Source organism: Pseudolactococcus plantarum (assembly GCF_002441715.1).
GTDB classification, from domain to species: Bacteria; Bacillota; Bacilli; order Lactobacillales; family Streptococcaceae; genus Pseudolactococcus; species Pseudolactococcus plantarum.
Window position 1 is genome coordinate 15590 of the sequence record NZ_JXJX01000007.1, and the last position, 21011, is coordinate 36600.

A 21011-nucleotide genomic window follows, 5' to 3' on the forward strand; every position below is an offset into this window, starting at 1 on the left:
GAAAAAGGACAAAAAAGTGAAGATCAGTAAAATTAAAGCTCAATATTTGACTAAGAAATTTGAGTTATTACCAGTAAAAAATAGTGGTAATAAAGTGAAATCTTTAATCGGTGTAAATGATAAGAATCAAACAGATTTTTGGGCTTTACGTAATATAAGTTTTACTGTATATGAAGGTGAATGTGTCGGAATTATTGGCTTAAATGGCGCTGGAAAATCAACACTTTCAAATATTATCAGTGGACAGATAGCTCAAACTACAGGACAAGTTGAAATAAATGGTGATGTATCCATCATTGCAGCAAATGCAGGTATGGAAAATAATTTATCAGGACGTGAAAACATTCGTTTAAAAGCTTTGATGGTTGGGATGACCAACAAAGAAATCAAAGCAAAAATGGATGACATCATCGAATTCTCTGAACTTGGGCCGTTTATTGATCAGCCTGTCAAAACTTATTCGTCGGGTATGAAAGCTAAACTTGGTTTTTCAATTATGGTACATCAAGATACTGATATTATGATTATTGATGAGGGGTTGTCTGTTGGAGATAAGACGTTTGTTGATAAATCAAAAGCTAAGATGTTTGAATTTAGGGATAAAGGTAAGACGATCTTGCTCGTGTCACATGATATGCGCACGACTAAAGAATGGTGTGATAAAGTTATCTGGTTGAACTATGGTGAAGTTAAGGCTTATGGGACAGCTGAAGAGGTGATACCTGAATACGAACAATTTGCAAAATGGTTCAAAAAATTGTCTAAAAAAGAGCAAGATCAGTACAAAAATACACAAAGGCAAGCACAGCTAGATTATTCTGTTGATGTACTCAAGAATGATATCATTTCTCAAAATAATACTAGAAGCAGACAGATGGGTAAAGTGCTGACAGTTGGATTAAACAATAGTAAAGATAACCACAAATTATCACTGTTATCAAAATGCTTCGTAGCATTAGCTAGCATTACTTTTATTTGGATCATGCTCGTTTCACTAAGTGACGTTACTGTCTCAGATTCTATTAAATCTCCATTTGACTTCGTGACTAACCACTTATTTAAAGCTAAACCCGTGACAAAAAATCAAGGGAGAGGTAAAAAATCTAATAGTAATCAATCATCTATGACTAATAAAAAGAAAGCATCATCTTCTCACAGCAAAAAGAAATCGTCTACAGAAAGCTCGAAAGAAAATAAAGCGGTAACAGATAGCACATATTCGATTCAAGATGGTGATTCTCTTAGCAGTATTGCCGATAATAAAGGGATCAGTGTAGAAAGCATTCAAGCCTTGAACCCAGATATAGATTTTAATTTGATCTACCCTGGTCAAGTGATAAAAATACCAGCTTCAACGGACTCATCTACAGCAAAAGATAATGAAGGAGTAGGACAATAATGAAAGATGTAGGTCTTTATTTAAAAGAACAAGTCAAATATCTTCCGATTGCAATTAATTTATCCAGGTATAGTACTAAAAGTACATCAATGCAGAACAAACTAGGTAGATTATGGGAAATTTTGGATCCATTAGTACAATTAGCGATAAACTATATTATTTTTGGTATGCTAATGCATCGAACAGCACCAGATGGCTTACCACCTTTATCATGGATGTTTATTGGGATGGGTGTCTACTCTTTTATGCAACGTGTAATTGTTGTTGGGGCAAAAAGTGTTTCTACAAAATTTAAAACTACAGCAAAAATGAAATTTCCAATTAGTATTATGCCTACTTCTTCGATGTTTGGCTTTCTCACAGAATTGTATATTATGGTAGGTATGGGATTAATCATTGCGACATTTTCAGGCTATTATCCATCTATATATTGGTTACAGATATTATATTACTTCCCATTATTAGTTTTATTCTCTTTATCAATGTCTATGCTGTGTTCATCTATAGAAATTGTATTTCCAGATTTTAAGTTCTTTTTAAATTATATTTTCAGATTTTTGATGTATGGATCAGGCGTTATCTTTTCTTTAGATCAATTTCATGTTATCCCCAAATTTTTGATTCAATCCCAGTTAATTAATCCTTTTTATTTTCTTATAGAAGGGTTTAGGGACATCGCTTTCAGTAGAGAGTGGTTCTGGGAAAAAGGGATGTACAATGTCAGTTTTATCCTATTATTAATCATCATTTTGGTTATTGCATCGAATATACACATGAAGATTAGAGATAGAATATCAGATTATTTGTAATTTAGGCAAGAGGTGATTTATGGGCGTCAGAAAAACAGTAAGAATTCTACTACCAAAAAAGTTTAGACAAAAAGTTAAAGAACAATTTCATATTGAAACTGTTGCTGATAAACAAAAGGTTATTAAGCGACAAAAAAAATTGGATGCTAAGATAAAAAAATATGAACAAGATGTTATCCAACAGATTTCTAGTAATGAACAAGCTAAACTAAGAGAATATTATGCAGGGCAATTTGACAAGATTCAAGTCAACAATAAATTGATATTGTACGAGGTACGAGATGGTACCAGTTTTACAGATTCCCCAAAAAGTATTTTTAATTTTTTAATTAATGATGTAAAGTTTGATTCATTTCAACATGTTATTATCTATGATAAAGATCATTTCAAACATTTCACTGACATTAATAACTTGTCTAGTAACATAAAATTAGTTGAACGTAATACCTTTGAATATGTGGATGCTTTATTATCAGCGAAATATTTAATAAATAATTCAACATTTAATTCATTTTTTATAAAAAAATCAGATCAAATTTATGTTAATACTTGGCATGGTACTCCTTTAAAATATATGGGAGATGCGTACGTACAAGATATGGTTAATGCGCAAAATGTCAGAAGAAATTTTTTGATGGCAGATTATATTTTATCGCCAAATGCCTTTACGTCACGTGTGTTCTTAGAAGACTATAAGTTAAATGAATTATGGCAAGGGACTATTTTAGAAAATGGTTTACCACGAAATGATTTATCTCAGTATCAAACTTCAGAAGAAATCTTAGAACGTTTGAAGATTGATGGACTGCTGATTGATGAAAATAAACCAAATTACATTTATATGCCAACATGGCAAGGTAGTGATGTTAACGATGCTAAAGACAATAGTCATTATTTGATTGCTTTAATTAATTATATCAATGAATCAAATGATGATTTCAACTTCTTAATTAAAGTGCATCCATTTCTTTTTAAAGAATTAAAAGATAATGCAGAGTTGAAACCTTATTTAATTTCTAATAAGTACGATAGTAACGAAATATTTAAGGTAACAGATCTCTTAATCACAGATTATAGTTCAGTCTTTTTTGATTTTTTAGTAACACGTAGACCTATTTTATTCCTTCATTGGGATTCAGATATCTATAAAAATGATAGAGGTAGTTATATAGCGGATTCGGAATTACCTGGACCGAAGCTTAAAGATTTAGAGTCTCTAAAAAAAGCTCTATATAGTGTATCTGATATTCAAGAAGCATACGCTGATGCTTATGAAAAATTTGTTGCAGAATATGTACCACATGAAGATGATAAAATGATCCAGGAATATGTTTCGGCTATTTTTGAACAAGATTATAGTCATATAAAGTGTGTTTCTCCTACACATTCTAAAAAGAAAATTTTATTCCATGCTGGAGCATTAATGGACAATGGTATCACAAGTTCATTTCTTAATCTGATTAATCAGATTGATTATGATAAATATGATGTTACTATTTTCCTTCATGACTCTAAACTCAAGGAAATCAGAGATAATTGGGCCAGACTTCATCCTAATGCTAGAAAAATGTTTAAACCAGGGTTACCAGTTTATACTATTTCGGAAAATGTGCATGATAGGATGTTAAAAAATAATCCGTTTGAATTTGATATTGATACATATTATCCAAAAGAAGCATATGAAAGAGAAGCGAGACGGTTATTTGGAAATGCAACTTTTGATGTTGCAGTTGATTTTTCAGGATATTCATATTTTTGGGCTAAGTATTTAGTCGCATTGGATACTCAAGTGAAAATATGCTATATGCATAATGATTTATTTGCAGAAACAAATCGAAAAGTGGATGGTGTATACCCCTTAAGAAATGATCTATTAGGACTTTTTTCAATATATGGTAAATTTGATTATTTGGCAAGTGTTTCACAAGCACTAAATGAAATTAATAAAGAAAAACTAAGTGAATATGTCAGACCAGAGCAGATGATATATATCAATAATTCAATTAATATTGACCGTGTTTTAAATGGGATCGATAATGAATCTGCTCAAGCATATGCTATTTCAAAAACGCATCAGCAAGTGTTTATTAGATCTGAACAAGAAATTATTGCTTTTAAACAGGGACTAGAGGCTGATTATGATGATCATTTTGAGTTAACATTAAGTGCAACACAAATGATAACGAAAGCAGCTGAGTTAGATTATTACGGGACTAATTATATGTATGTGCTAATAGATAATAGGCCTGTAGGATGGACCGAGTCTGCTAATTTTATGAAATCGAGTGAAGGTTTTAAAATATTATCTCAAGATGTCGATATGCATGGTTATCTTTTACACGACTTCATTTATATATTCAATTCAGTAGAGGATAAAATTTTTGATTATTCTCAAAAAATTCAAGTACAAAAATATCAGGTAGTAGTCATAAATTGTGTTGTTAATGTCCGCGGAGCTGAATATTATAGCATTATTCTTGATGGCAATTCTTATATTACAAATAAACGCAATATAAAAATTATTGAAATAGATAAAGTAACTGATAAGAATAGCTACTTATATCAGCCTGTTATTGCTAAGCATTTTTCTAAGTTCGGCAGAATTAGACATGTTGAACATGGTGAAACTTTTGATATATTTAAGACATTAACTGCAAACAAGAGTCAATCTTATCTATTACCACATGATGTATTTTATGAGATTAAAGATATCAGGTTTAGACGAAACCAATATTTTGCTAAAATTGGTGATGCTACGAGAAATATTGGGTGGATAGCAGCAACCAATATTGAGTTTTTGTCACAGTTTTTACCTAGTGATGTCAATGCTTCATGTGAGAGTCTTATGCAGGGTGATGTTATTAGTTTAACGCAAGATAAGGATGAAATTGAAGTGTTCTCAGATCTGAGAACAACTACTAAAGAAAAATTATCTAAAGGTTGTATTGCTCAATACCATTACGCAGATAAACATTTTGCCAAAATAGGTAAAGTTTACGAATTTAAATCTGCAAATCGATCTATATATGTTGAGGCAGATAGTGCATTAATCTGTCATTGGCTCTTTAAAAATTATAAAGTCCTCAAAGATATTCAAGTAATAATTAGAGGACATCAAGAAATTATTAATGAAAACACACACTTATTTGTCATACGACAACATTTTGAAGCGGATATACAATATTATGATGCTTTGATTGATGGAAAGTTTACATCTTTTGAAATTACTCCTGAATTTAAATCAAATTTAGTTGCATATGATGATCAACCTTTAATAATCGATGAACAAAATTATGAAGCATTTGTGAGTTTGAAAAATAAACGCGATATCATCTGTGAGCGGCCTTATGATAGACAAGCTGAAAATGTAAAAATATCAACGACAACCTTATTAGCAAATAGAGTGTTTAAAACTAAAAAAATTGCAACTTTATATCATGGGTTGAGATATGTCAGTCTATATATAGAGGACCAGTTTGTAGGATGGATTAATGAGGCATTAATTAACATCGCTTCTTATCAAGATTATAGCTCTGAACAAAATCTACGTTTACCTATTAGTGAAAGATTATCATTTTTTGAACCCATTGCATATGATAAATTTAGGTTTGAGCCACAAGGTAATTATTACAAACCAGGAAACTTGATTGAAAAAATGGAGGGAACTCCTTACACACGTGACGTAATTAAATCAATAGATGGGATGCTTCAACTGTCCAATGGAGAGAAATGGATCCGTGTAAGAGATGAAAACCGTATTATCGGATGGATTTTAGGCGATAAACTTTTAGACCAAGAGGCTACTTTTGTCATGCCAAAAGTAGCAGTCACGGATGATTTTTATATTACAGATAAAGATTTCTCTGCCTTGCTATCAGCTAAGTTTGATCAAATCAAACTATATGCAACAATTGATGATATTATCAGTAAGAATTATTCACTGGTCTCAATTTCAGAAGTTAGTGCGTTTAAAATTATTAGCTGTAAAAGTGGTAAATATTTCTATATTGAGAATCAAAAATTTACAGGGTTCGTTTTTGAAGATGAATTTGATATTTGTGAAACAAAGTATTTGAAAGAATTATCCCACAATATTACAGACATAGTTAAGCCAACTGATACCGTTTTTGTCACAATGGGGAGGTTATCTCCTGAAAAAAATCAATTGGCATTGCTAAAAGCAACAAAAAAACTGGTCTCAAAACATCCTGATCTACGCATATTAGTTCTAGGTAAAGGACCTTTAGAAAAAATGTTAAGCAAAAAAATTGTAGAATTTGAACTTCAAAATCATTTTTTCTTAGCAGGCCAACTGTCATATCCGTTCAATGTTATCCGTCAATCTGACTTTTTTGTATTTCCTTCAATTTGGGAAGGCCAACCAATGGTCCTTTTGGAAACTTTACTTTTAAATAAAAAAATTGTTTCTTCTAATCTGAAACAATCTGTCCATGTTTTGGAAGATGGGGCTCTTGGCATGGTTGCTGCAGGAGACCAGCCAGATGAGCTTTCGATAGCAATGGACAAGATGATGTCTGAAAGCCATAAGTATGCTCACTTTGATGGTTACAATTATAATCAAAAAGCTCTCGGTCAATTTTATCACTATATTAATAATGATAATACAAACGCTTAAATTATGTAGCAATAAAAATAAATATCAGGTGGTGGAAGGTAATGAAACGAACAGTTAAAGCATTTTCGCCTCAACCATATTATGTTGAAAATTATGACAAGGTTGATATTAATCATAATCTTATTCTTTATGAAAGCAGAGATGGTGCAGCCATATCGGATTCTCCTTTGGCCCTCTTTCTAGCTTTGATAACCCAACAAGCATACGATAACTATAAACATGTATGGGTTGTTAAAGATAAAAATACTGAGTTAAATTTTATTAATATTCCTGAAATATATCATAAAAAAATGATAATTGTTGAGCGGAATTCAAAGGAGTATGTTGAGTACTTATTAAGTGCTAAATACCTAATTAATAATTCTACTTTTCAATCTTGGTTTTCAAAAAAGACAACACAAGTTTATATTAATACATGGCACGGTACACCACTAAAAGCGATGGGATTTGATATAGACAACCAACTAGGTAATACACAAAATGTGTTGAGAAACCTATTAATGACTGATTATCTATTATCTCCTAACAAACATACAACAGATATTTTTTCTGGATCAGGCTACAAAATGCAAAGTATCTATTCAGGAGAAATTATAGAATCTGGTTATCCTAGAATTGATTTTACGATAAAGATGTCAGGCGAAGATGCCAAAAAGAAACTGGTACATTCAAATATTTCTTTAGATGGGTCGCTGCCACTTGTTGTCTATATGCCAACATGGCGAGGAGATGATATACAAAATCCAACAGATGTTATTAGTCAAATTATTGCCGAAGTAATGTATTTACGAGGCAAGTTTGTTGGGGTGTATAACATTATTGTAAAGGTTCATCCTTTTTTATATCAAAAAGCTAAAAAGTATAAGCAGCTTGATCAAATATTGATTAATGACGCCATTGATGCCAACATTGTTTTGTCAGCAACAGATATCTTGATTACTGATTTTTCTTCGGTATGCTTTGACTTTTTAGTGACAGATAAGCCAATTATCTTTTACACATGGGATCAAGACCTTTATGAAAACGAACGCGGTTTGTATCTTAATAAGTCTGAGTTACCTGGTCCAGTTTTAAAGACAGTTTTTGAGATTTCGGACTATTTATCTGACATTCAAAACCTGTCTAAAAATTATACAAGTCAATATAAACAAGCTAAAGAAAAATTTGTAAGCTATGAGGATGGCTGTGTTTCTGATAGAATTGTTGCCTATATTTTTGAAAAAAAAGTGCAAAATAATTTATATACGAAGAAACTCACTGATCATAAAGTAAAATTATTATTTTATCCTGGGAACTTAGCTAACAATGGGATTACAAATTCATTTATAAATTTAACCAATGTACTTGATTGGCAGACATATGATATTACCGTTTTTGTTGACGTGCCAGCCTCTTTATTCTTAGAAAATTATAAACGGTTATCGAAAAATGTTAGGTTGATTTTTAGAACAGGTAAACCTAATTTTAGTAATAAAGAGCTGAAATTACACGATAAAATAGTCAAGACTGGTCATATGAATGAGTTGCCCAAAAAAGCTTTTGAACGTGAAGCCAAACGATTATTTTCTGGTATTTCCTTTGATATTGCTATTGATTTTTCTGGTTACAGTTTTTATTGGAGTAAATATATCGCATTTTCAGATGCTAAAAAGAAGTTTATTTTTCAACATAATGATTTGTTTGAAGAAATGACAAAAGTCATTGATGGCAAGTCTCCTCATGCTAAACTAACATCGGTTTTCGAACTTTACTACTATTTTGATAAAGTTATCAGTGTTTCCAAAGCATTGCAAGACATCAATTCTAAAAAATTATCTCAATACGTAACAGCTGATCAGATCGATTTCTTACCAAATATCATTGCCTTTGATGTGTCTACTCAAGAAGAAATACAGAGTCAGGATATTGAGTACATTGAGGGGAAATATAAATTTTCTGTTTCATCAGTAGAAATTTATAGTCAAGCATTTAGTGATCAAAGTGATTACACACTTCAAGTTTCAGAGGATATGATTATAAATGTCATTGCTTCAGTTAAGAATAAAACTGATGAGATGTCAAAAATTTTGATAAATAATATTTATTATGGTTGGGTTAAATTATCTGCTTTAAAATTTTCTGAGCAAAGCATTTTGGTAGAAAAAAACTTGAATGAAGTTGCTAGTTTTATCAGAAAGAAAAATGCACCTATTTATTATGAAATACCTAATTTTTTATCAGATAAAAAAGATGAGTTAGTTACTGAAAGTAAATATGTTAATAATCAATATTGGTATGTTCATAAAATTGTGCAAACACCAAAAGCTAAATTAGCTCATATTTCAAATAAAATGGGAATAAGTGGATGGGTTCGTTATGATGCGCTTAACAGGTTTCATCACATAAAAAATAAACCCTACTTAGCTCTTGCATTTTTTATTCATAATTTTTTTCACCAGGTTAAGACAAGTCAAAGAATAAAGTTTGAGTCGTATTGCTTTAAACTAAAAGATACGATAAAGTCATACTATACAAGACCTTTATCCTTAAAATTTAGTGAGAAATTAAATGCCAATGTATTAAGTAGAACAGCTATTTATACAACTAATGAGCAACAAATTGTTAATCAACAAGAATGGATTAAGCTTTACCAGGACCATCAATTTATTGGTTGGGTCAAACGTAATGATATTGAAAGAACAACTGATGATATCACTACTCAAAATGGCCAAGTAGCATTATCTAAAGTAAAGAAACAAATCGAAAATTATAGAAAAAATATGATTCCGATAATGATCAATGTTGGTAGATTATCTCCAGAAAAAAATCAAAAATTATTAATTGATGCTTTTGCTGACTTAATAAAAAGTGGTGTTGATGCTAAGTTGTATATTATGGGATCAGGTATACTAGAAGATGAATTACGTATGAAAATTGTATCAAATCAGTTGAGTGACTCAGTTGAACTACTAGGGCATATCGATAATAGTAGAGATATGATTAGTGTGATGGAATTAATGGATTACTTTGTATTTCCGTCATTATATGAAGGGCAAGGCATGGCTTTATTAGAAGCTATGTCTCTAGGACTAACGCCTATTACTAGTGATATTCCTACTTCTAGAGAAGTATTAAAAGATGGTTATTACGGCGTTATTTGTGAAACTAATGATCAAATAGGTCTAGTCAATGCTATCAAACAAGCAATAAGTTCGCATCATAAATATCCATTATTTGACATAGATGACTATAATAAACAAACGATAGATAAGATGACAAAACTTATAAACGATTACTAGGTGTTCAATACTATAGGTAATTTTAGGAAGGAATAATAGATATGATTAAAGAAAAAACGGTTCTAGTAGCTGGTACTTTTGATATCCTACACGAAAGTCACGTTGATATGTTACGTAATGCTAAAAATCTAGGTAGCAGACTAATTGTGATGCTTTCTACAGATGAATTTAATGCTGGTAAAGGGAAGCAAGCCTTTCAAGAATATGACACAAGAAAATACGTTCTCGAATCAATCCGTTATGTTGACCTTGTTGTCCCGGAACAATCTTGGGATGATAAAGCTTTGTATATTGATATGTTTGATGTAGATATCTTTGCAATGGGAGATGACTGGAAGGGGAAATTTGACTTTTTAAAGGAAAAATTTCCTGATTTAAGTATTATGTATTTTCCAAGAGGAAAAACGTCATCTTCAGACATTAAAAAAGATCTTGGTAAGTTATATATTGCTAAAATGGATGGAGAACTGTAAACGTTAATGAACCAAGTTAAACAATTTTTATCAAAGTTCAATTTAGTGATGAATCCATTGAAGCTACTCAAATTATACCGCCAAATGGACAGTTTGATTAAAGACCAGCAAAATGATTACCCGAGTGATCCAGTATCTAATGCTTTATTTTTAAAGATTGATGCTCGTAACTATTACTTTAAACATAAAAAATGGCAAGAGATAGCTGAGTTGCCGTTAGAAGCAAATCTTATTGTGGTTTCGAAAAAATCAGTTGATGAGGCGATGAAGATTGTCGGAAAATCAAAAGACGACGATATTAATGTGTTATTTAGTGCATTGAAGCGCGTAGATGAGTTCACCATTTACCAAAGTATATTTGATGCATTATCAGGAGATTTTTCTACAAATGTGACGATAAAACAACTAATGAAATTGGTTTTAGCAAAAAAATAATAGTAAGAAAGGGGAATGGACAATGACGATACTAGCTAAAGTACGATTGGTAGTAATGAGACTCATACTTTATCCCCTATTATATCTGTTGGGTATCTTTGTAAAAGTAGATCCAAAACTTGTTATTTTCAGTTCATTTAATGGTAAAGCGTATTCTGACAATCCTAAATATATTTTTGAATATATGAAAGATGATGTTAATTATGCAAATTATCATTATATTTGGGGAGTTAAACACACACAAGACATAAGTGGTGCTAAAACAGTAAAATTCAATTCACTAACTTACTACTATTATTTATCCAAAGCAAAATATTGGGTGTTTAATGCGAAAATGGCTCCTTATTATTATAAAAAGAAGAGTCAAGTCTATTTACAAACTTGGCATGGGACACCACTAAAACGGTTAGCACATGATATTGTAGATAATGGCGCAACTTATTATAGGAGTAAACAAAGTTACAAGCAAATGCTTAAAAGTTACGATGCTGATAGTCAACATTGGGATTATCTGATTGCCTCCAGTCCATTTTCTTGTCAAGCATTTTCGACGGCTTTTGCTTTTCCAAAAGATAAGATGCTTAAAGTAGGGTATCCTCGTGTAGATTATTTGGTGAATGCGGATCAAGCAAAAATTATCGATTTAAAAATAAAATATCATTTACCCTTGGATAAAAAAGTCATTCTATATGCGCCAACATGGCGTGATCAATCTTTTGACAATCATGGGTATAAGTTTGAACTAGACGTTGATTTTTATCAATGGCAATCCGCTTTAGCTGATGATACAATTGTTCTCTTTAAGCCTCACTACCTTATTTCAAATCAATATCAATGTCCAGAAGAACTACGTAACTTCGTTTATTTGATGACAGCGACAGAAGATATTAATGATGCCTATTTGATGAGTGATGTCCTTGTTACAGATTATTCAAGTGTTTTCTTTGATTATGCTGTACTAAAAAGACCTATCTATTTTTATATGTATGATTTTGACTACTATGAACAAGAATTAAGAGGATTTTATTTAGATTTACAAGCGAATTTGCCAAATGATATCGTCAAAACAGAACAGGCTTTGTTGGCACAGTTAAAAACAAACGAGTTTGATTTTGAACGCTTATCTGCTTTTAATCAAAAGTTTAATCCATGGCATGATGGATTAAGTTGCGCAAAAACAGTAAAGGAGGTTTTTAATGAAAGTTAAATCAATTATATTGACGATCATTTTATCTCTCTTTTATCCTTTTACTTTTTTGTCCAGAGTCCATAAAAATCGTATTACGTTTATTTCTCTTGAACATGATAATCTATCAAAAGATTTTAAGTTGTTATATACTCAATTAGCGATGGAGCGAAAATATGAGTTGAAGACTCTACTGTTTAAATTTGAACCAACGCTTTTCGGTAATATAAAATATGGTATAGCCTGCATTAGACAGCTGTTTATTATAGAGAATTCGAAATTAGTCATTATTGATTATAATAACTTTGTCATTTCTCGTTTCCCACATCGAAAGCAAGTTAAAATATTAGAAATCTGGCATGCAACAGGAGCATTAAAGCAATTTGGGAATTACGTTAAACGAGATTATGAAATTAAAAATTATGATTATGTGATTGCTAACTCCGAATTTTTTAGAGATATTTATGCTAAAGCGTTCAATGTACCTAGTAATAATGTATTAGTAACGGGCATACCCAATAATGATAAAATCTTCTACCCGGCTTTTATTGAGTTGACAAGACAAAGACTGCTTGAAAAATTTCCATTGTTAAATGGGAAAAAAATAGTTACTTACGCGCCGACATTTAGAGGGAGAATTAGTACAAGTTTTAAAGAAGTTAAGATAGATTTAAAAACTATCCATGAAGCTTTAGGTCAAGACTATATGCTTATTTATAAAGTTCATCCTTTGATTCCTAATTCTAAATATGAAAATAATCCCAATATTATTTTTATTGAAGATGAGCTGATGTCTTCATTATTTTGTATTACAGATATTTTTATTACCGATTATTCCGCTATTGCAATAGATTGGATGGTTTTTAATAAACCCATTATTGCTTATGTCCCAGATTTTGCTAAGTACGTTAAAAAACCAGGGTTAACTATAGATTACATGAAGGAATTTCCAGGTCCAATTTGTAAGACCAGTGAAGAGCTGATTGCAGCTATCAAAACACCTGACAATGCTTTATTCCAAGAAAAAAGATGTACGTTTTATAAAAAAACGTATCAATATAGAGATGGCAATTCAACTCAAAGAGTTGTGAGTGCTATACATGATATTATGAATAGTCGTATATGATGATCATCTTATGTATCATCGTACTATAAAAAATAAAAAGATGTTTTGTATCAATGTTATCTCAACACATGAGTTGTCAAATATACATAAATAAGGTATAATAATAAAAAAGCAACGAGACCAGTGGCGTGGTGGAGCTTAAAGTTAATATGAGCGCTTGATCTAATCATCAAGAATTCAGGTGGAACCGCGTCTAAAAGGCGTCCTGATGTTATCACACTTTGTGTTGAGACATCAAGACGCCTTTTTTGTTTTGATGTTTTAACAAGTTACTTGTTGTCTACACTATGGAGGAAGAAATGTCTAAAAAACTATCATTTCAAGAAATTATTCTAACGCTTCAAAATTTTTGGAGTAATCAAGGTGCAAACCTGATGCAAGCCTATGATAATGAGGTGGGTGCAGGGACTATGTCACCATATACATTTTTACGTGCCAATGGACCAGAACCATGGCATGCGGCTTATGTACAGCCTTCACGTCGACCTGCAGATGGTCGTTATGGTGAAAATCCAAACCGTCTTTTCCAACATCACCAGTTTCAAGTGGTCATGAAACCAAGTCCTAAAAATATTCAACAACTCTATCTAGATAGTTTAGCAGCTTTAGGGATTAATGCATTGGAACATGATATCCGTTTTGTAGAGGATAACTGGGAAAATCCATCTATGGGTGCTGCTGGTATTGGTTGGGAAGTTTGGCTAGATGGTATGGAAGTGACACAGTTTACGTATTTCCAACAAGTCGGTGGTATTGAAGTCGATTCTGTAACAGCTGAGATTACCTATGGCCTTGAACGTCTTGCATCTTATATCCAAGAAGTAGAGTCTGTTTATGATCTAGAGTGGGGAAATGGCGTGCTTTATGGTGATATCTTTACAGAGCCTGAGTATGAACATTCTAAGTTTGCGTTTGAGGAAATTGATACTGATATTTTCCTTAACTTATTTGATACTTATGAAGCGCAAGCTATCAAACTACTTGATCTTGGCTTAGTCCATCCTGCTTATGACTTTATCTTGAAATCAAGCCATACCTTTAATCTATTAGACGCAAGTGGCGCAGTTTCGGTAACAGAGCGTGCAGGATATTTACATCGCGTTAGAACAATGGCTAGAAAAGTAGCAAGAACATTTATTAATGAACGTGCTAAACTAGGATTCCCGTTACTAAAAGATACAGATTTACGTGATAAGTATCTTGGAGAAAATGGCAAATACATTGAAGTTGCTGGAGGTGACAAATAATGGCAAATTATCTATTAGAAATCGGATTAGAGGAGATGCCGGCACATCTTGTTAGCGCAGCATCTGCACAACTGGAAACACGTATGGCAGCATTTTTAAAAGAAAATCGTGTGTCATTTGACTCAATAGCTAAATTTTCTACTCCTCGTCGTTTAGCTGTTTTAGTTAGTGGATTATCTGATACGTCAGAATCAATAGATGAAGCAGTAAAAGGCCCTTCTGCAAAAATTGCAAAAGATAATGAAGGCAATTGGTCTAAAGCTATCCAAGGATTTTCTCGTGGACAAGGTCTCACACCCGATGACTTGGTTTTACAAGGAGATTATTACTATGCCAACAAACATGTAGCAGGTATCTCAACAGCTAATATCTTAAAGACTGTTGGTGATGAGTTGATTAGTCGTATGCAATTTTCAACTTATATGAAATGGGCTAATAATAGCTTCTTATTTGTTCGTCCGATTCAATGGATTGTAAGTTTACTTGATGATGTCGTGATGCCATTTGAGTTGCTAGATGTTACTGCGAGTAATGTGACTTATGGTCACAGATTTTTACATGATGGTGAGATTGTACTCGCTAATGCGTTAGACTATGAAGAGAGTCTTAAAGCTGCTTTCGTCGTGGCTGATGCTGCAGCACGAAAAGCGACCATCGAAACTCAGATAGAAACAATTGCAACAGCACGTAATTGGCAGATTTATCTAGAGCCAGGATTATTGGAAGAAGTCACAAATCTTGTAGAATATCCAACAGCTTTTGTTGGTGATTTCGACGCAAAATACTTAGAGGTACCTGAAGAAGTATTGGTGACATCTATGCGTGAACATCAGCGTTATTTTGAAGTTCGAGATAGCTCGTCTGCCTTACAACCCCATTTTATCTCAGTTCGTAATGGTAATGATGCACATCTAGAAAATGTCGCTAAAGGGAATCAAAAAGTACTCGTTGCGCGTCTTGAAGATGCTGAGTTCTTCTGGAGAGAAGACCAAAAACTAAACATTAGTGACTTGGTTGAGAAATTGAAAAAAGTGACTTTCCATGAAAAAATTGGCTCTGTTTATGCGCATATGCAACGCGTCAAAATCATTGCTGAAACAATAGGTAAAGCTATCAGCTTATCTACTGAAGATCGTGCTAAACTTGATCGTGCAGCTGATATTTATAAATTTGATTTACTGACAGGTATGGTTGGTGAATTTGATGAATTACAAGGCGTGATGGGTGAAAAATATGCTTTATTAGCAGGTGAAGATGCTAAGGTAGCAACAAGCATTCGTGAACACTATCTACCGATTTCAGCAGATGGTGTATTACCTGAAACTGAGTTGGGGGCGGTGCTTGCCATAGCTGATAAGTTAGATACACTTCTATCTTTCTTTACAGTAGGCTTAATCCCAAGTGGCTCAAACGATCCTTATGCTTTACGTCGTGCGACAGCAGGTATTTTACGCATCATTGAAAGTCAAAAATGGGATATCTCATTAACGACTATCGTAGATGAGCTATACACACTTGACTTAAATGGCTTTAAGTATACAAATCAAGCAGAGGTCATGCAGTTTATTAATGGTCGTGTTGCAAAAATGCTTGAAGGTAGTGCACGATATGATATTATCGATGCGGTACTTGCGACTGGTTCATTAGATGTTGCTGACTTAAGTGAAACAGCAAAAGCATTAGATGCGCGTGTATCAGATGATACATTTAAAACGTCAGTTGAAAACTTAGCACGTGTCATTAATTTATCTCGTAAACTAGAGACAGATCCTACCATAAATGAAACCATATTTGAAAATACGTTTGAAAAAGACTTATTTGCTGCTGTAGCTGACTTGAGTTTAGTGGGAACTAGTGATGAGAAAATAGATGCTTTATTTGGTTTATCAACACCGATTACTAACTTCTTTGATAATACCATGGTCATGATTGATGATGAAGCACTTAAACTTAACCGTTTGAGCTTATTAGCTGATATCGCAAGTAAGACTTCTGATATCGTAGATTTCACAAAAATTTTGACGAAGTAATACAAGTATATAGGAGGAAACAAGATGGTCACACCTGAAGATATCGCACGCATTAATGAACTTGCTCGTAAGAAAAAAGCAACAGGCTTAACAGCTGATGAAACGATCGAGCAGGCGAAACTTCGAGAGGCATACATCACTGGTGTAAAATCAAGCCTACGCCACCATGTTGAATCAATTAAAGTGGTAGATCCAGAAGGTAATGATATTACCCCTGAAAAAGCTAAAAAAGCACAGTTTGATAAAGGCTTACGAGATACACTATAAGGATGAAAAAAAGTATTAGTCATGCTAACTAATGCTTTTTTATTTTAGTGACATGATCAACAGCTATGCAATTAAGATTAAATTTCACCCAAATCAGCATCCAAAGTGTTTTAGTTTCTGCTAGACGCATAAAAGACGTTTCATTTATGCTTATTTAAGATAAATAAAGCTGTTTCAAACATAAAAATGTAAGCGATATCGGAATTTTTAGATATAGTGGTCAACTTGTGAAATATATAGCCCAAAGTATGATATAATTTGAATAAGCATTAAAATTTGAAAGGCTATCACAACATGACATTTGACAACACTGATCTACTCGCGGTCAATGCGATTCGTACGCTATCTATTGACGCCATCCAAAAAGCAAATTCTGGTCATCCAGGACTTCCTATGGGAGCTGCACCTATGGCGTATGTACTTTGGCGTAATTTCCTAAATGTTAACCCTGCAACACACCGTGAATGGTCAAATCGTGACCGCTTCGTTTTATCAGCGGGTCATGGCTCTGCCATGCTTTATTCACTTTTACACTTAGCAGGGTATGAGCTCTCTATCGATGATCTTAAAAATTTCCGCCAGTGGAATAGTAAAACACCAGGTCATCCAGAAGTTGATTGGACAGATGGTGTTGAAGCAACAACTGGGCCACTAGGACAAGGTATTGCAAATGCTGTTGGTCTTGCCATGGCTGAGGCACATTTAGCTGCTACCTATAACCGTCCTGGTTATGAGATCGTAGATCACTACACTTATGCCTTAAATGGCGATGGTGATTTGATGGAAGGTGTTTCACAAGAGGCAGCTTCTCTAGCAGCCCAACTTAAATTAGGTAAACTTGTCCTGTTTTATGATAGTAACGATATTTCATTAGATGGACCGATTTCAAAATCATTCCCAGATGATATCAAAATGCGTTTCGAATCTTACGGTTGGCAACATATCTTAGTTAAAGATGGTAACGATCTAGCGGCAATAGAAGCGGCAATTGTTGCAGCAAAAGCAAATCTAGAGCAACCAACTATCATTGAAGTGAAAACAATCATCGGATTTGGTGCTGAAAAACAAGGGACTTCAGGTGTCCATGGTGCACCGTTAGGTGCTGAAGGTGTAGCCTTTGCTAAGAAAGCTTATGGTTGGGACTATCCTGAGTTCACAGTTCCTGAAGAAGTTGCGATGCGTTTTAAAGAAACCATCGGTGCGCGTGGTGAGGAACTTGAAGCTGCTTGGCGTCAAACATTTGATGCTTATGCAACTGACTATCCTGAATTGGCTAAACAATATGCAGATGCATTTAATAATGTGACACCAGAGCTCGAATTAGCTAAATATGAGGTGGGCACATCAGCTGCTAGTCGTGTCACATCACAAGAAACGATCCAACAACTTTCACAACAGATGCCTAATCTATGGGGTGGATCAGCTGACCTTTCTGCATCAAATAATACGATGGTTAAGGTCGAAACAGATTTTGAAGCTGGCAATTATGCAGGTCGTAATATCTGGTTTGGTGTGCGTGAATTTGCGATGACAGCAGCTATGAACGGGATTGCACTGCATGGTGGGACACGTGTTTATGGCGGAACATTCTTTGTCTTCTCAAACTATATGTTGCCAGCTATTAGAATGGCAGCACTGCAAGAATTACCAACGGTTTATGTGTTAACACATGATTCTATCGCTGTTGGTGAAGATGGCCCAACACACGAACCAGTAGAACAACTGGCAAGTGTACGTGCTATGCCTAACTTGAATGTCATTCGCCCAGCAGATGGTAATGAAGTCATTGCTGCTTGGCGTCGTGCAGTCACTGAAACTAAACGCCCAACTGCCTTGATTTTAACACGCCAAAATTTACCTGTTTTAGCGAATACAGCAGCACTAGCAGAAGAGGGTGTCAATCGTGGTGCTTATATTATCTCAAAAGAGTCAGATGCATCTGAACTTGATGGTATCATTATCGCTACTGGTAGCGAGGTAAAACTTGCTATTGATACGCAAGCAGCACTTGCTGAATCTGGTAAAAACGTTCGTGTTGTGTCTATGCCTTCACAAAATATCTTTGATGAGCAATCAGCAGCATATCAAGCAGAAATTTTACCAGCTAATGTGACAAAACGCTTAGCAATTGAAGCGGGAACTAGCTTTGGTTGGGGTAAATATGTTGGCTTAACTGGTAAAACACTTACAATCGATAAATGGGGTGCTTCAGCACCAGGTGATAAAGTGTTTAAAGAATATGGCTTTACAGTTGAACATGCTGTTGAGTTATACGACGCACTATAAGCATTGAGATGTATCATATCTGATATGACAACATCACTATAGTAAAAGACTAAGTACAAGCTGACTTAGTCTTTTTGTTATGGTTAAGCGTGTCAGAGATTAATAACCATTCATGAACTAAATCTGTCTAGATTGTTTAAAATTTTTCGATTCATAACATATAATTGACTTATTTTTAACAATAAAAACACAAAAAAGTTAGTTATATCAAGAACTGACAGCTTAACATTTGTTTAGTTTTCATTCATGATTTGTTCATATAAGAAAAGTAGTTTATAATTAATGATTAGACAACCTATAAAAAAGGTCTAGGTCAATAATTGGATGAAAATAAATGAAAAAAGAAAAAAAACGTAAATTTGGCTTATTGATGTCAATTGCTATGATTGTTGGTGTGGTAATAGGATCAGGTATCTTCTTTAAAGCCGATGATATTTTAGTACAGACACATGGTAACGTAAAGATGGGCTGTTTGGTCTTGTTTTTGGGTGCCGTTGGCATTATTTTTGGTGGGATTACTATTTCAGAGTGGGCAAAACTCACAGATGATGCGGGTGGATTGATTACATACGCAGAGAAAGCCTTTGGTAAAGCATTTGCTTTTTTATTGGGCTGGTTTCAGACTACAGTCTATTTTCCTGCCCTGGTTGCTATCGTAAGCTTTGTCGCATCGAATTACACTGTAGCTTTATTTCCAAAATTGGCCTTTGGTCATTTTGGTGTTTGGGTGATCAGTCTAGTTTATCTAATCGTGATCTACTTAATGAACGTTTACTCTAATCACATATCTGAACTTTTCCAGACGTCTGCTATGTTTATTAAACTGATTCCTTTGGTTCTGATTGCAATTTGTGGTCTCTTTTTTGGAGATGTCCATATGATATCGACACATGCGATTACTTTACCAGTTGTCCTGTCATCAACAGGTGCGATTGTCGCAGTAGCCTTCTCTTATGATGGGTGGGCAGTTGCACCGTCTATTGGTCATGAGATAAAAAACTCGAAACGAAATCTGCCACTAGCATTAATTATCAGTCCATTGATTATTTTTACCGTTTATATCGGCTATTTTGTAGGTATCTCATTACTACTTGGTCCAAGTGATATCATGAAAATGGGAGATTTAGCAGTTTATGCTGCTGCTGAGAAGTTATTTGGCTATATAGGACAAAGACTGATGTTGGTCACTGTTATCATCTCTGTATTAGGGACGTTAAATGGGCTAGTTGTTGCAAATATTCGTGTCCCATATTTCTTAGCATTGAGACAAGAATTGCCTTATAGTCATAAGATAAGTCAAGTTAATACACGGTTTAAGCTATCTATTTGGTCTACTGTGATCAGTTTTATCATGGTGTTAGTTTGGTTAAGCATCCACTTTATGTCGATCAATTTACCTAGTATGCGTCAATTTGGCATAGATATTTCAGCGATTCCGATTGTTATCATGTATCTATTTTATGGCTTATTATATGTGGGTGTTATGATACGAACATGTAAAGGATTAATTAAAAATAAAATAACTGGCTTAGTTTGTCCTATATTGGCAATAGCAGGGGCTTTGATGATTTTATACGGTGGCTTAACTGCATCAAATGGGATGATTTATCTGATTGTTTCTTTTTTAATTTTGGTGAGTGGTATTAGTCTGTATTGGATGCGCCACTTGCACAAAAGCTAATGATAAGCTATAATAAGACTATGCGATGAGTCGATTTGGTACGCAAGTACCTTATTTACGCTGAGAGATTCGGGGCCTAGCCCGTCAAGGAATGATGGAATCTTGTCAAGAAATGTGAACTTTTTGGCACGGCTATGTTTCATAGTTGCTCTGGGGTC

13 protein-coding genes are annotated in these 21011 nt (G+C 33.7%); all 13 read left to right on the forward strand.

Annotated features, from left to right (window positions below; genetic code table 11):
* The first annotated feature begins 16 nt into the window (after positions 1-16).
* On the forward strand, positions 17-1399 hold the full coding sequence (locus RU87_RS05365) for an ATP-binding cassette domain-containing protein (protein ID WP_068162079.1): 1383 nt from the start codon (positions 17-19) through the stop codon (positions 1397-1399).
* Positions 1399-2208 carry an ABC transporter permease gene (locus tag RU87_RS05370; RefSeq protein ID WP_068162081.1) on the forward strand — a complete coding sequence of 270 codons (810 nt, stop codon included), beginning with the start codon at positions 1399-1401 and terminating at the stop codon, positions 2206-2208. The genes RU87_RS05365 and RU87_RS05370 overlap by 1 nt, the downstream gene beginning before the upstream one ends.
* Positions 2209-2227: 19 nt before the next feature.
* Complete coding sequence (locus RU87_RS05375; protein WP_068162084.1) at positions 2228-6844, forward strand: CDP-glycerol glycerophosphotransferase family protein; 4617 nt, start codon at positions 2228-2230, stop codon at positions 6842-6844.
* 41 nt (positions 6845-6885) lie between these two features.
* A complete protein-coding gene (locus RU87_RS05380) occupies positions 6886-10122 on the forward strand; it encodes a CDP-glycerol glycerophosphotransferase family protein (RefSeq protein ID WP_068162087.1) in 3237 nt (1078 codons plus the stop codon).
* A 41-nt stretch (positions 10123-10163) separates the two neighbouring features.
* Complete coding sequence (gene tagD, locus RU87_RS05385; RefSeq protein ID WP_068162089.1) at positions 10164-10595, forward strand: glycerol-3-phosphate cytidylyltransferase; 432 nt, start codon at positions 10164-10166, stop codon at positions 10593-10595.
* Between the two features lie 6 nt (positions 10596-10601).
* Positions 10602-11030, forward strand: a complete 429-nt coding sequence (locus RU87_RS05390; protein WP_068162091.1) for a hypothetical protein — start codon at positions 10602-10604, stop codon at positions 11028-11030.
* Positions 11031-11052: 22 nt separating this feature from the next.
* Positions 11053-12237: a CDP-glycerol glycerophosphotransferase family protein gene (locus RU87_RS05395; protein WP_068162093.1), complete on the forward strand. Its 1185-nt coding sequence runs from the start codon at positions 11053-11055 to the stop codon at positions 12235-12237.
* Positions 12227-13342: a CDP-glycerol glycerophosphotransferase family protein gene (locus RU87_RS05400; protein ID WP_068162096.1), complete on the forward strand. Its 1116-nt coding sequence runs from the start codon at positions 12227-12229 to the stop codon at positions 13340-13342. Before RU87_RS05395 ends, RU87_RS05400 begins: the two co-directional genes overlap by 11 nt.
* Before the next feature lie 299 nt (positions 13343-13641).
* Positions 13642-14589, forward strand: coding sequence for a glycine--tRNA ligase subunit alpha (gene glyQ / locus RU87_RS05405; protein ID WP_068162099.1), 948 nt, complete (start codon positions 13642-13644; stop codon positions 14587-14589).
* Positions 14586-16619: a glycine--tRNA ligase subunit beta gene (gene glyS, locus RU87_RS05410; RefSeq protein WP_096835823.1), complete on the forward strand. Its 2034-nt coding sequence runs from the start codon at positions 14586-14588 to the stop codon at positions 16617-16619. The genes glyQ and glyS overlap by 4 nt, the downstream gene beginning before the upstream one ends.
* A gap of 24 nt (positions 16620-16643) precedes the next feature.
* On the forward strand, positions 16644-16886 hold the full coding sequence (locus RU87_RS05415) for a DUF896 domain-containing protein (protein WP_068162105.1): 243 nt from the start codon (positions 16644-16646) through the stop codon (positions 16884-16886).
* A 294-nt stretch (positions 16887-17180) separates the two neighbouring features.
* Positions 17181-19172, forward strand: a complete 1992-nt coding sequence (gene tkt, locus RU87_RS05420) for a transketolase (RefSeq protein WP_068162107.1) — start codon at positions 17181-17183, stop codon at positions 19170-19172.
* 334 nt (positions 19173-19506) lie between these two features.
* Positions 19507-20853: an APC family permease gene (locus RU87_RS05425; protein ID WP_068162110.1), complete on the forward strand. Its 1347-nt coding sequence runs from the start codon at positions 19507-19509 to the stop codon at positions 20851-20853.
* Positions 20854-21011: the final 158 nt, after the last annotated feature.